At 65.7% G+C, this 13,878-nt stretch carries 12 protein-coding genes; 9 read left to right on the top strand and 3 right to left on the bottom strand.

Annotation, left to right across the window (positions count from 1 at the left end):
• Positions 1 to 382, top strand: a 382-nt coding sequence (locus AO398_RS25210; protein WP_058191967.1) for an IS3 family transposase, incomplete at its 5' end; no start/stop codon positions are given.
• A 164-nt stretch (positions 383 to 546) separates the two neighbouring features.
• Here the strand turns inward: AO398_RS25210 and AO398_RS25205 are convergent.
• Positions 547 to 3,204, bottom strand: coding sequence for an excinuclease ABC subunit UvrA (locus AO398_RS25205; protein WP_244498886.1), 2,658 nt, complete (start codon positions 3,202 to 3,204; stop codon positions 547 to 549).
• 766 nt (positions 3,205 to 3,970) lie between these two features.
• Here AO398_RS25205 and AO398_RS25200 point away from each other — a divergent pair.
• From AO398_RS25200 to AO398_RS25185, 4 genes are all read left to right on the top strand, one after another.
• Positions 3,971 to 4,546, top strand: coding sequence for an SRPBCC family protein (locus AO398_RS25200; protein ID WP_058194908.1), 576 nt, complete (start codon positions 3,971 to 3,973; stop codon positions 4,544 to 4,546).
• Between the two features lie 11 nt (positions 4,547 to 4,557).
• Positions 4,558 to 5,727, top strand: a complete 1,170-nt coding sequence (locus AO398_RS25195; protein WP_058194907.1) for a zinc-dependent alcohol dehydrogenase — start codon at positions 4,558 to 4,560, stop codon at positions 5,725 to 5,727.
• A gap of 166 nt (positions 5,728 to 5,893) precedes the next feature.
• On the top strand, positions 5,894 to 6,733 hold the full coding sequence (locus AO398_RS25190) for an aldo/keto reductase (RefSeq protein ID WP_058194906.1): 840 nt from the start codon (positions 5,894 to 5,896) through the stop codon (positions 6,731 to 6,733).
• A 225-nt stretch (positions 6,734 to 6,958) separates the two neighbouring features.
• Positions 6,959 to 8,011, top strand: coding sequence for an SDR family oxidoreductase (locus tag AO398_RS25185; RefSeq protein WP_058194911.1), 1,053 nt, complete (start codon positions 6,959 to 6,961; stop codon positions 8,009 to 8,011).
• Positions 8,012 to 8,680: 669 nt separating this feature from the next.
• Here AO398_RS25185 and AO398_RS25180 read toward each other — a convergent pair.
• Entirely contained in the window at positions 8,681 to 9,238 is a 558-nt protein-coding gene (locus tag AO398_RS25180; RefSeq protein WP_058194905.1) for a PAS domain S-box protein, read from the bottom strand.
• A gap of 353 nt (positions 9,239 to 9,591) precedes the next feature.
• On the opposite strand from AO398_RS25180, the gene AO398_RS25175 reads away from it, so the two are divergent.
• From AO398_RS25175 to AO398_RS25160, 4 genes are all read left to right on the top strand, one after another.
• A complete protein-coding gene (locus AO398_RS25175) occupies positions 9,592 to 10,764 on the top strand; it encodes a zinc-dependent alcohol dehydrogenase (protein WP_058194904.1) in 1,173 nt (390 codons plus the stop codon).
• Between the two features lie 69 nt (positions 10,765 to 10,833).
• Complete coding sequence (locus AO398_RS25170) at positions 10,834 to 11,439, top strand: hypothetical protein (protein WP_058194910.1); 606 nt, start codon at positions 10,834 to 10,836, stop codon at positions 11,437 to 11,439.
• 22 nt (positions 11,440 to 11,461) lie between these two features.
• Complete coding sequence (locus tag AO398_RS25165; RefSeq protein WP_058194903.1) at positions 11,462 to 12,559, top strand: hypothetical protein; 1,098 nt, start codon at positions 11,462 to 11,464, stop codon at positions 12,557 to 12,559.
• Positions 12,560 to 12,966: 407 nt separating this feature from the next.
• Positions 12,967 to 13,269, top strand: a complete 303-nt coding sequence (locus tag AO398_RS25160; protein ID WP_058194902.1) for a hypothetical protein — start codon at positions 12,967 to 12,969, stop codon at positions 13,267 to 13,269.
• 96 nt (positions 13,270 to 13,365) lie between these two features.
• On the opposite strand, the gene AO398_RS25155 is transcribed toward AO398_RS25160, so the two are convergent.
• The coding region (locus AO398_RS25155) for an integrase core domain-containing protein (protein ID WP_152997509.1) at positions 13,366 to 13,878 on the bottom strand (513 nt) is incomplete at its 5' end.

Here is a 13,878-nt window from a genome sequence, read left to right as displayed (position 1 = left end):
GAGAGCCAACTTCCGCGCCTTCCAGGTGACCGAGGCCCTGGACGCACTGGTGAAGCTCCGCGGTCGTCCAAAGAGCCTACGGGTGGACAATGGACCGGAGTTCGCCGGGCGCATGCTCGACCAGTGGGCGTACCTGAACGGGGTCGAGATCGACTTCTCACGACCGGGCAAACCGACAGACAACGCCTACATCGAGTCGTTCAACGGCCGCCTACGGGCGGAATGTCTGAACGCCTCGTGGTTCCTGTCGCTGGCCGATGCCCGCGAGCGCATCGAGGACTGGAGGTGCCACTACAACGAAGATCGCCCCCATACGGCCTTGGGCGGCTTGACGCCCCGAGCCTTCGCCAACCAAGCTGTCACAGCCCGAAAACTTGCATAGGCCGTGGACCACAAACGGGGTCAACTCCAGGCCGAAGATGTACTAACTTCGAACCTGGGCCACCAAATGGGGGCAGACCAGTCTGGGTCTGTCGTTCTGGCTGCCGTCACCGTCTTCCGCTGCTGATCGAGCGCAGGCTCCGGGTCGACGGTCCATCAGGGATGTTAGGGTTGTGAACCTCCATTGACGTGGGCCTCAAGCTCCTCCCGCATATAGGATGCCGTGCGGCTCGCCCGCGCCTGCGCCACGATCTCGGGACGGCCGGACGCCACGACAGTGCCACCCAGGCTTCCCGCGCCCGGCCCCACGTCGATGACGTGATCGGCCCCCGCGACGACGCGCATGTCGTGCTCGACCATGACGACCGTGTTGCCCGCGTCGACTAGGCCGTTGAGCTGGAGCATCAGGCGATCCACGTCGGTCGGGTGCAGCCCGGTCGTCGGCTCGTCGAGGACGTAGAGCGTGCCACCGCGCTGCCCCCGCTGCAGCTCGGTCGCGAGCTTGATGCGCTGGGCCTCGCCGCCGGAAAGTTCGGTCGCCGGCTGGCCGAGGCGCAGGTAGCCGAGGCCGAGATCGCGCAGCACGGCGAGCGGGCGCAGCACGGATGGCTCGTCCGCGAAGGCCGCGCAGGCGCGCTCGACGGTGAGCCCGAGCACGTCCGCGATCGTTAGTCCGTTCCACGTCACCTCCAGGGTCGCGGGCGCATAGCGGGAACCATGGCAGGTCGGGCAGGGGGCGTAGACGCTCGGCATGAACAGGAGTTCGACGCTGACGAACCCTTCGCCCTCGCAGGCCGGGCAGCGGCCCTTGGCGACGTTGAAGGAGAAGCGGCCGGCGTCGTAGCGGCGGCGCGGCGCCTCGGGAGTGGCGGCGAACAGCTTGCGGACGGCGTCGAACAGGCCGGTATAGGTCGCGAGGTTCGAGCGGGGCGTGCGCCCGATCGGCTTCTGGTCGACCTGGACCAAACGCCGGACCCCTTCCATGCCGCCGACGATGCGGCCCTCCGTCGGGCCCGGCGCGTCGTCGAGGGGATCCTCCGGCGCGTCGTCGGTCTCGACGGGCCGTCCGAGGCGGTCGCCGACGAGTTCCAGCAGGGCTTGGCTCACGAGGCTCGACTTGCCGGAGCCGGAGATGCCGGTCACGGCGGAGAGGCATCCGAGCGGGAACGCGGCCGAGACCCCGCGCAGGTTGTTGCGGACGATCCCCTCCAGGCGCAGCCAGCCCGAGGGCTCGCGCCGCGGACGCCGCGGCGGCTCGACCACCCCGAACAGGTGCAGGCGCGTGAGCGACGCCTCCACTTCGCGAAGACCTTCCGGCGGCCCGCTGTAGAGCACGGTGCCGCCGTGCTCGCCCGCCGCCGGGCCGACATCGACCAGCCAGTCGGCGCGGCGCATCGTGCCGATATCGTGCTCGACGACGAACAGCGAATTGCCCGCGGTGAGCAGACCCGCCAGCGCTTCGTGCATGGCGTCGCCGTCGGCGGGGTGCAGCCCGGCCGTGGGCTCGTCGAGCACGTAGGCCACGCCGAAGAGCTGCGAACGGAGCTGGGTGGCGAGGCGCAGGCGTTGCAGCTCGCCCGAGGACAGGGTCGTGGTGACCCGGTCTAGCGACAGGTAGCCGAGACCCAGCTCCGCCAGTGTCCCGATCCGATCGACGAGGTCGGCGGCGAGGCGCTGGGCGGCGAGGCGCTTCTCGATGGAGAGGTTCGGGGTCGCGCGCACGTCCGGCGCACCCGCGTGGGCCGACGCGCCCGCAGCGGCGCGCCGGGCGCGATCCCGCTGGCCCGCTTCGCGGTCGAGGGTCTCCTGGGCGGCATCCTTGCCAGGGCGGTCGTCGGGCAGCCTGTCCTCGGCAGCCGGCTGCATCGCCTCGGCGAGCTGAGAGAGCGTCATGCGCGACAGCTCGCCGATGTCCAGCCCGGCGAAGGTGACCGAGAGCGCCTCGGGTTTCAGGCGCTTGCCGTGGCAGGCGGGGCAATCCTCGCTCACGAGGTAGCGCGCGGCGCGGCGGCGCATGAGGGCGCTCTGCGAGTTGGTGAAGGTGCCGAGTACGTGGCGGCGGGCGCTCGTGAACGTGCCCATGTAGCTCGGCTCCAGGCGACGCCGGCGGGCTGCCTGCGTCTGCTCCGGGGAGAGCCCGGCATAGACCGGCTCCTGCGGCTGGTCGTCGGTGAACAGGATCCAGTCGCGAACTGCCCGCGGCAGATCCTTCCAGGGCGTGTCGACGTCGATGCCCCGGCTGACCAGGATGTCGCGCAGGTTCTGCCCGCCCCAGGCCTGCGGCCAGGCAGCGACGGCCCGCTCGCGGATCGTCAGCGAAGGGTCGGGCACCATGGACGTTTCCGTGGCGTGGTATACCCTTCCGAGCCCGCCGCAGGACGGGCAGGCGCCCTGGGGCGTGTTGGGCGAGAAGTCCTCCGCGTAGAGCATCGGCTGGCCCGGCGGGTAGGTGCCGGCGCGCGAGTACATCATCCGCACGAGGCTCGACAGGGTGGTGACGCTGCCGACCGAGGATCGGGCGCTGGGTGTGCCGCGCTGCTGCTGCAGGGCGACCGCGGGGGGAAGTCCCTCGATTGCGTCGACATCGGGTACGCCGACTTGATCGATCATCCGCCGTGCGTAGGGGGCGACCGATTCGAAATAACGGCGCTGGGCTTCCGCGTATAGCGTACCGAAGGCGAGCGAGGATTTTCCAGAACCGGAGACCCCGGTGAACACCACGAGGGCGTCGCGCGGCAGTTCCACGTCGATGTCTCGCAGGTTGTGCTCCCGGGCGCCTTTCACTGTGACGTAGCCTGGCCGTCCTGCGCCCGATCGAGCCATCCCGGGTAGTTCTCTCGGCTTCGGTTGGTCCATCAAATCGACCTGTCGGTGAGTGCTCTCCCGTATGACAGCAAACGCCGCTGCGCCGAGGAGAGATTAAGCGGCGCTAGAACTGCCCTCCGCGCGCTCGTCAGTGGATCGCTTCCCCGGACGAAGCCCGATCGGGCATGGCGTGAGCGGAGGGCATAAATCCGCACCACCCTCCAAGCCTCTTGCTCGCGCGCGTGGCAAAACCCAGCAGATGGTGTCGGCCGGCCGGCGTGGTACCTGGATGCATCCTAAGGGAGATGCCGGCCGGGCCACCACTCGAAGCCTTGCCCCAAGAGCAAGCCTGATCGTTGCCGGCAGCGGAACAGCCATTCCTGGGAGAACACGCAGCCAACGCGATCGTCCCGCGAGGCAGGAGGAAGCGGCAGAATGAGCTTGGCGGATCGCCGAAGCTTGCCGGCTCGCGCATCCAACGAGACCATCCTTAGGGAAACCCCGTATCAAACCAGGGCGCTACAGCTGACGTTTGTCTTCTACGACAGGGGTCGAGACACGGTGGGGGTTTGGAGCCGCTCGCTCCGCGCCCCCTACGCCGCCTGAACCTGACACAAGTCCGCCCGTCGCAGCACTCTGACCCAGGGGGTGACCCATGCCCGATCGATCCGGCAACGGCAGACCAGGCGACCACAGGGAGACTTTTCGCGCCTCGGCTGGCCCGCGCGAACAGGCTAGGCCCGGCTTCGGCAGCGTCGGATGGGCGCTCGCCGGTGCAGCGGGAGTGGCCGCTCTCGCCGTCCTCGGCGCGCAACGGCTCGATCCGCCGAAACGTGGACGCACGCAAGAGACCGATGCGGCGAACGGCTGGAGCGACGAGCCAGAGGTCAAATATTCGATCACTATCGAGCGCCCTGCCGATGTACTCTATCGGGTTTGGCGGGATCCAGAGACCCTCCCGCGCATAGTGGCGTTCCTGGCTGAGATCCGCCCGAGTGGGGAGGGACGAAGCGAGTGGCGCGCCGATGGCCCGCTCGGCCAAAGCCATGCCTGGGTCATGCAGATCACCGAAGACCGGCCCGGCGAGCTGATCCGCACAAGTTCGGATGGCGGCGGCCTCGTGACGGAGTGCGAAATCCGTTTCCGCGCAGCGTCGGGCGATCGTGGCACGGTCGCCACGCTGCGCATCCGCTTCGATCCGCCTGGGGGCATGCTCGGCGACGTCGCGGCGCGCTTCTTCGATAGCGTCGTGCCGAAGGCGCTGGCGTCGAAAGCGCTGCACGCCTTCAAGAGCCTCGTCCTGACAGGCGAGATCCCCACCACCGATCGTCAGCCGGCGGCCCGGCGCGACCCCCGCTGAGGAGCCTGATCATGCGCGCGCTCTACTGGAACGGCGTCAACGACCTGCGCGTCGGAACCGTCAAGGACCCCGAGATCGTCAACCCGCGGGACGCCATCTTGAGGGTCAAATTGTCGACCACCTGCGGCTCGGACCTGCATTTCATCGACGGCTACATCCCGACCATGAAGGCCGGTGACGTCATTGGCCACGAGTTCATGGGCGAGGTCGTCGAGGTCGGGCCAGCGGTGCGGCGGGTGAAGAAAGGCGACCGGGTCGTCGTCCCCTCGTTCATCGCCTGCGGTGAATGCTGGTATTGCCAAGAGAAACTGTTCTCACTCTGCGACTGCACGCACCCTAAGCCGGAACTCCAGGAGCCTCTGCTCGGCTATCCGACCGCCGGCATCTACGGTTACACCCATGCCTTCGGGGGTTATGCGGGATCCCACGCCGAATATATCCGCGTGCCTCATGCCGACGTGGACTGCTTCAAGGTGCCCGAGGGCGTCGCGGACGAGACGGCGTTGTTCCTCTCCGATGCTGCGCCGACGGGCTACATGGGCGCCGATTTCTGCGACATCCGACCGGGCGACACGGTTGCGGTCTGGGGCTGCGGTGGTGTCGGCCTGATGGCCCAGCAGAGCGCGCGGCTGTTGGGCGCCGAGCGAGTGATTGCCATCGACCGCTTCCCCGAGCGACTCAGGATGGCACGGGAACACGCCGGCTCCGAGACGCTCGACTACACGCAAGTGCACAGCGTTCTGGAAGCTTTGAAGGAGATGACCGGCGGGCGTGGGCCGGATGCCTGCATCGACGCGGTCGGAATGGAGGCGCACGGCACCGGACCTCAATACGCTTACGACCGCGTGAAGCAGGCATTGCGATTGGAGACGGACCGCGGGCAAGCCTTGCGCGAGGCCGTCATGGCTTGCCGCAAGGGTGGCACGCTGTCGGTGCTCGGTGTCTACGGGTTGATCGACAAGTTCCCGATGGGCGTCATCATGAACAAAGGGATGACGGTGCGCACCGCCCAGCAGCACGGGCAGGCCTACATGGACCAGTTGCTCGCGCATGCCGCGAAGGGCGAGCTCAACCCGGCCTACCTCGCCACGCACCGCTTCAGCCTCGAGGACGGACCGCGCGGCTACGACATGTTCAAGCACAAGACGGACGGTTGCGTGCGCGCGGTTTTCGCACCGTGAGAACCACCGCCCTGGCGGTGTCGCTTAACTCCAGCGGCACGTCCCGGCGTTTGAGTGGTCAGTGATCAGACTGTCCGCCGGCGCGTACGGGCAAGCGCGGCCGACGCTGACCTGCAGACCCAACCGGCGCTGCCGAGCGCGCCTTCGTCAAAGGGAGAATTTGCCAATGGAGCAGCGCCCGTTTGGTCCCGTGCCGCGCGCGGTTGCGGTGATCGGCCAGGGAACCTGGTACATCGACGATGCACACCGGCCCACCGCGGTCGCTGCCCTGCGTCGCGGGCTAGATCTCGGCATGACCCACTTCGACACCGCCGAGATGTACGGCGACGCCGAGGCCGTGGTCGGCGAGGCGATCGCCGGACGGCGTGACGAAGTTTTTCTCGTCTCCAAAGTCCTCCCCGGCAACGCCTCGCGTGCCGGGACCACAGCGGCCTGCGAGCGCTCGCTTGCGCGCCTGCGCACCGACAGGCTGGACTGCTATCTCCTGCACTGGCCCGGGCCACACCCGCTCGGGGATACCTTCGCCGGCTTCGAGCGGCTTCGCGAACAGGGCAAGATCCTGTCTTGGGGGGTGAGCAACTTCGACGTGCCCAACCTTGATGCGGCGTGGAAAGCCGGGGGCGAGGGCCGGATCGCCTGCAACCAAGTGCTTTACCATCTGGAGGAGCGCGCGATCGAGCACGCCGTGCAGCCCTGGTGCGAGGCGCACTGCGTCGCCGTCGTCGCATACAGCCCATTTGGTCATGGCAGCTTCCCCGGCCCGAGCACGCCGGGCGGCCGCCTGTTGCAGAGGATCGCAGCAAACCACGGCGCGACCGCACGCCAAGTCGCGCTCCGTTTCCTGGTGCGGCGGCCGGCCTCCTTCACGATACCCAAGGCGTCCAGCCCCGAGCACGCCGCCGACAACGCGGGCGCCGGCGCGCTATCGCTGACGGAAGCCGAGTTCATCCAACTCGACGCGGCGTTCCCCCTAGGACCCCGACCGCGTCGGCTTCCTATGCTGTAGTGCCACGATGCTCGTTTGGCCAAAGCGGTCGTCGCTGCACCCACGAGTCGTCGTTAAGCCAGAGGCGGCTGGGTGCCTTTGCTCTCTGCGGTGGCGCGCAAGGAGTTGCCGGCTCCTGAACAGACCTGATTTCTATGGGTTAGTCATACGTCGATCGTAAAGTTCGACGCAGATCGAAGCGGCGCCGCAAAGCCCGTAGAACCCCCAGCATCCACGCGAGCGATGATGGCAGAGACCCGAACAGCCCTGGTCGCGGGCGCGAACGGCATCATCGGCAAAGCGTTAATGCACGAACTTGCCGCATCGAAGGGTTGGCGCGCGCGTGCCCTCTCACGGCGGTCACACGGGTCGAGTCAAGCCATTGCGGCGGATCTAACCGACCCGGACGCGACCCGGGCCGCCCTCGCCCAGGCCCGCGAGATAACGCATCTATTCTATGCCGCGCTCGCACCCCAGCAGAGCCTCGCCGATGAGGATCGGGTGAACGGCGCGATGCTATGCAACCTTCTCGATGGGCTGGAAGCCGCAGGTGCGCCGCTGGAGCGCGTGGTGCTGTATCAGGGGGCGAAGGTCTACGGTGTCCATCTCGGGCCGGTTCCAGCCCCGTTCTACGAGGATGAGAACCCCCGCCACATCGGGCCGAACTTCTACTTCACGCAAGAGGACGAGTTGCGGGGCCGGGCGGATCGCGGCGGCGCAGATTGGTCCATCCTGCGCCCCGACGTGGTGGTCGGCGACGCTGCCGGCAACGCCATGAACATTGCCATGGTGATTGGCGCCTACGCCGCCTTGTGTCGGGTTGAAGGGGCGGCGTTCCGCTTCCCCGGGCCCGCCCACATCTACGAGGGTGTGTTTGCCCAGGTGACGGACGCCGGCGCCCTCGGCCGGGCAAGCCTCTGGGCCGCTACGTCCGATGCCGCGCGCGGCGAGGCTTTCAACTACGTGCACGAGCCCTTCCGGTGGCGGCGGGTCTGGGAGAAGCTCGCCGCGGCGCTCGATCTGCCGCTCGGGCCGCCGATGCCGATGCGCTTGGCCACCCACATGGCGGATAAGAAGCCGGTCTGGGCACGGCTGGTGGTGGAACAGGGCTTGAGCGAGCTGCCGTACGAGAAAGCGGTTGGCTGGAGCTTCGGCGATTTCGTGTTTCACAGCGACTTCGACCTCGTCTCCGACATGGGTAAGATTCGGCGCGCTGGATTCGGAGAGAGCGTGGACAGTGTCGAGGCCTTGATAGCCGCCATCCGCCGCCTGCAGGAGGCCAAGGTGCTGCCGTTCTAGGGCCGCGGTCACACGTGGCAGGGGCATACCAGTGCCCGACCTCGACGCAATCATGGCCTGCACGCACGGCGGCGATCGCCTGCCTCGAAACCGGTGCTCGGCCGAGACTTCGATTTCAAGGTTTAACAGGTGGAACTTTGCAAGTGGCGGACGGTGGATCAGCGTGGAAAGGACTACAGCCATCAGCTCTGCAGACCTGATGAAGAAAAGTGCCACCCAGCCTGCCGTCCTGCTGCTGCACGGCTCAGTTTATGGCAGAGCTTGGTGGATCAGGTCGCGGGGAGGAAGTATCTGCGCCCGGGTCAAGCTTGCATGGTCGAACACGGCGCCCTTCAACGAATCAAGATGGCTGACGTGCCCATCAGAGGTGTTGCGCTTTACGTCTACTTCCATGCATCACGTCGGAGACCATCTACAACTAACTTGGAAAGCTACGGGCCGTCCGCTTTTCTGACAGACCTCCTCCGAAGCGGACCAGCTGCTTTCGGCTAGTCTGGTCCTTTCCAGCCCGATTAGATCCCAGACAAGCAGACCTTCCGAATGCCCGCGGCGACCACCCATTGTGGGCATCCGGTAATCGCCGTATGCGCGACGGTGATGTCCAGGCTGTGGATCGGCGTCGAACCATGAGCCCACTGGAAGATCGCGCTAAATCATTGCGTCTTCATCTTAATATATCGGAGAGCTGGGGTCACGATCGGCGCCGATCGTGACCCCGTTGGGAATTGAAATCTCCTTATACTGCAAGTTGTTTAGCAGCATTCGTGACGGGTCATGGTTCGAAACCCATCCACACGCCAGTTCCGCCGACGCGGCGTCGACTCGCTGCGTGGCCCTCTTGAGATCGTCGATGTCCTGGACGACGAGGACGACGATTGCTTCGCCGCGGACGGGCGCTGCGCCGACGCGGATCCAGCGTTCCGACCCATCCTGCGCGCGATGGAGAAAATCGATTCCCGGCAAGACCGTCTCGACGCGTAAGGCCCGGTTGCCCGGGTAGCGATCAAGTGTGATCGGCTTGTCATCGCCATCGTACCCCCGCCAGCGATCCATCTGAGTCGGATCGCGAGACGCCTGCCCGATCAGCCCGACGTAAGGGTGTATGAGCGCGTTGGAATGAACGAGATGCCCGTGATGGTCATAGATGCCGACGCCGAGGGGCAGGGTGTCCAGGATCAATGCAAGCAGGGGACTTTGACCGCAAAGCGCTCGCTCGAGTGTCGCCATCGGCCCAGCCTCTGATCGTGACCGACTCACCATGACATCCGCCCCCTAAGTCACAACGGGCTGATGTTCTGAATTTTTCTTCAGTAACCATGCGTATCGCACGTCTTTTTCTTCCGCGCGATAGGCGAATAGGCAATCGGCATCTATGAAAATTTCGGCGCCGGCACGACATCGCCGATGCTGTCGTGCCTGTCCCCGGGGCTACGGCCCGGAGCCTCAACAGGTAGGCCCGGCTCGTCCGGGTGAGGCTGCTCCACGAGCCGCCACTCGGGAACCTCCCTAGGGATCATCCGGATAGCTCGCCGCTCGCGCGACGGAGATGAATCGTCACCGACGTTTCCGAGGAGATCACCATGAGAGCTCTGGTTTGGCACGGCACGCAAGACATTCGATGCGATATGGTTCCAGACCCGACGATCGAGGACGACCGAGACGCGATCATCAAGGTCACTGCTTGTGCGATCTGCGGCTCGGACCTGCACCTCTACGACCACTTCATGCCCGGCATGGAGAAGGGCGACGTCATGGGCCACGAGTTCATGGGCGAGGTCGTCGAGACGGGGAAGGGCGTCGGCGGCAGCCTGCGCAAGGGCGAACGGGTGGTGATCCCGTTCACGATCATCTGCGGCCAGTGCGACCAGTGCAGGCGCGGTTTCTTCTCGGTCTGCGAACGCTCGAACCGTAACAAGCACCTGGCCGAAAAGGCCTTCGGGCACACCACGGCGGGCCTTTTCGGCTACACCCACCTCACCGGCGGCTACCAGGGCGGCCAGGCTGAGTATGTCCGCGTGCCCTTCGCCGACAAGACCCATATCAAGGTGCCGGAGGGGCTCAGCGACGAGCAGGTTCTGTTCCTCGGCGACATCTTTCCCACCGGCTGGCAGGCGGCGGTGCAGGCCGACATCCAGCCGACCGACACGGTAGCGATCTGGGGCGCCGGGCCGGTCGGTCAGATGACTATCCGCTCGGCGATCCTGCTCGGCGCCAAGCAGGTGGTATGCATCGACAGCGTGCCCGAGCGCTTGGAGATGGCTCGGGCGGGCGGAGCGATCACCATCGACAATGCCCAGGAGAGCGTGGTCGAGCGCCTCAACGAGTTGACCAGCGGCAAGGGGCCGGAGAAGTGCATCGATGCTGTCGGCATGGAGGCCCATTCACCGCGTGCGCTCGAACAGGCCTACGACCGCGTCAAGCAGGCGGTGATGCTGGAGAGCGACCGTGCCAACGTTCTGCGAGAGATGATCTACGTCTGTCGTCCCGCCGGGATCCTCTCGATCCCCGGCGTCTATGGCGGCCTCGTCGACAAAATGCCGATGGGGGCCCTGATGAACAAGGGCCTCACCGTCCGCACCGGCCAGACGCACGTAAATCGCTGGACCGACGACCTCGTGAAGCGCATCGCCGACGGACAGATCGACCCCTCCTTCGTCATCACCCACCGGGCGGGGCTCGAACAGGGACCGGAGATGTACAAGACCTTCCGCGACAAGAAGGACAACTGCATCAAGGTCGTGCTCCGGCCGTGACTGGTGCCGCAGCGCGCCGCGCTGCGGCGGCTCTGCCGCTTCGCCCCCCTGCCCACCGAGGAAGCCAGCATGTCCGAGTCCACGTCCCCACGCGACCGGAGTTGCCCACGCGCGCAGATGCCCTTGCCGAACTATCTCGGCGCGGACTCGCGCCGCAGACCGGATCCCGGAACACGGGTCCTCGCCCAAGGTCTCGGCTGGTTCTCGATCGGTCTGGGTCTGACCGAGTTGGCGTATGGCGGCGCCATAGCTCGCTGGCTCGGCATGCCGCGCGCGGCTCCAGTCATTCATGCCTATGGCGTGCGCGAACTCCTCCAAGGAGCCGGAATCCTGGGCTCCAGCGATCCGACCCCCTGGATCTCGGCACGCATCGCGGGGGACGCGCTCGACATCGCCACGGTCCTGTCCGGGCTCGAGGATCCCAATCCCCGCAAGCACAATGTGTTGCTCGCACTTGGTGCCTTGATCGGGGTCACGGCGGTCGATGTGATCTGTGCGCAGAGTCTCGCGAAAGCGCCCCTCGAACCGTCTCAGAAAGTCCGTCAGGACTACCGTCGGCGCAGTGGCTTTCGACAGCGTGCCGAAGTGATGCGGGGTGCTGCACGCGACTTCACGCCCCCGCCCGACGTCATCGGTCCGGAGGCGATGCGTCCCTGGAGATCGGCCAAAGCCTGAACGCAACGGAAGGGTAGGCCAGATGCTTCCTGTTCTCGAACAGGTGTCGGGCGCGCTCGTGATGGGGCTCGTTCTCGCCGACGTCTTCCTGACCGTCCTCTATGCACGCATCGGAACGGGCTTGTTCGCGGACCGGATGGCCCATCTCGTCTGGGCGATCTTCCGCTGTGCTGGCGATCTCTTAGCAGGGCGGCGGGGTGCAGTGCTCTCCGCCTGCGGCCCAGTCATCCTCATCGTCTACGTTCTCATCTGGTCGATGGGGCTGACCCTTGGAGCCGGCCTCATCATCCACCCGGCATTGGGAACGGCCGTTCGGGCGAGCGGTGGCGGAACCCCAGCCGACTTCGTGTCCGCCCTGTACGCGGGCGGCAGCAGCATCGCGATTGTGGGGGCGAGCGACTTTAAACCGGCCACGGACGCCTACCGGGTCCTCTACCTCGTCAACTCGCTCATCGGGATGTCGGTGACGTCGCTGGTCCTGACCTACGTGATGCAGGTCTACAGCGCGCTTCGACAGCGCAATGCTCTCGGCCTGAAGCTGCATCTGCTGGCGGCCGAGACCTCGGATGCGGCCGAACTCCTGGTCCGTCTCGGGCCCAGAGGACAGTTCAGTTCCGGATACACCCACCTGGCCGATGTTGCCGGATCCCTCGCCGAAATGAAGGAGGCGCATCATTTCTATCCGGTGCTGTTCTATTTCCGCTTCCGGCAGCCCTTCTATTCCGTCTCGGCACAGGCGTTCATCGCGCTCGACACGGTGTCGCTGATCCGAAGTGGAATTGTGGATCGTCAGGCCGCATGGCTCAAGGAGAGCGCTGCTGTCGATGCGATCTGGCGCGTCGCCATGCTGCTTGTCGTGACCCTCGAAATGACATTCTTGCCCGGGGATTTGCCAGCGCCCGCCGACGCAAACTGTACCGAGCGCGAGGCATGGCGTACCCGCTACGCCGCGGCCGTAGGCCGGCTTTCGGAAGCCGGCGTCGAGCCGACACCGGGTGGGCCGGGTCCAGAGACTTATGTCGCGTTGCGGGCACGTTGGCAGCCACACATCGCACGACTGGCCCCTGCGATGGCCTACCACATCGAAGAGTTCAGACCCGGGAGGGAGCCGCGCCCCTGAAACGCTTCGTCCGAGCGTATCGAAAACAGCGCTTGCACGCGCTCCATGTTGCTGGTCTGTCAGCTTCGTCGAACGCGCTCTCGAGAGGCACTGCTTCGCCTTGGAGAAATTGCACCGGAAGCGCTGACTTTGGCCGAGCTTCTTGATCTGCGAAAACCGGTCGTCCTCCAGCTTTATTACCCGTTTCGACTACCGGACAGCCATCGCTATTTGTGTAGACCTGGAAACTCAGCTTCGCTTTAGGAAGTTTTGAGCCTGGCTACGGACAACACCTTAAGACTCTACCGGATGAGGCAATCGCGAAATGCATGACACGCTTCTCATCGAGTCTGCGGCTTCATGTTGGAAAGGCCATCCAATGTCCTGGGGCTGGAACGACCAACCCTCACACTCGAAGGAGGCCAGCCATGGTGACCAAAGCGCTCTTCGTACGACTGGAAGCGAAGCCCGGAAGTGAGGCCGATGTGGAAAGTTTTCTGAGCGGCGGTCTTTCGATTGTCGAGCAGGAGCCGGCGACGACAGCCTGGTTCGCCGTTCGAATCGGACTATCGACCTTTGGAATCTTTGACGCCTTCCCCGACGAGGCGGGCCGGCAGGCCCATCTTTCCGGCGGGGTCGCGCAGGCGCTAAAGGCACAGGCGTCCGAACTGTTCTCCGAGCCGCCTTCGATCCAGGAAATCGACGTGCTCGCCTCGAAGCTTACCCGGTAGCGGGGGCCGGTACCCCATGGACTGTCGGTCGTCAGATGATTTGGGACAGTCTGCGGTGTTCAGGAGCGGAGGCTCTGGTCCATCTGGGGTAAGAGGTTAGGCGGCCTGCGCGTGGTGGCGCAAGCGGCGATCCATCAGGGTCTGGCGCTTGATGCGTTCCCGCTCGGCCAGGATCCCTTCGCCGCGTCCGAAGTAGACGTCAGCGGGCGTGAGGTCGCTCAGGCTCTCATGGGCTCGGGCATGGTTGTAGTGTTCGACGAAGTCGGCAACCTGCGTCTCCAACTCGCCGGGCAAGTCGGCGTGTTCGAGTAGGATGCGGTTCTTGAGCGTCTGGTGCCAACGCTCGATCTTGCCCTGCGTTTGAGGATGGCATGGCGCACCGCGGATGTGGGTCATGCCCCGAATGCCGAGCCAGTCAGCCAAGTCGCTGGCGACGTAGCTCGGCCCGTTGTCGGAGAGTAGACGTGGTCGTGGCATCACCCGCGCCTGATCGAGCCCCGCCGCACCCAGCGTGAGGTCGAGCGTGGCGGTGACGTCGCTGGCCTGCATCGTCGTGCACAGCTTCCAGGCGACGATGGTGCGTGAGAAGTCGTCCAGGACCGTCGACAG

The sequence above is a fragment of the Methylobacterium sp. GXS13 genome (genome assembly GCF_001455965.1).
Taxonomy (GTDB): Bacteria; Pseudomonadota; Alphaproteobacteria; order Rhizobiales; family Beijerinckiaceae; genus Methylobacterium.
Note: the sequence above shows the minus strand (reverse complement) of the source record. Positions and strands in the feature narration are given on the sequence as shown.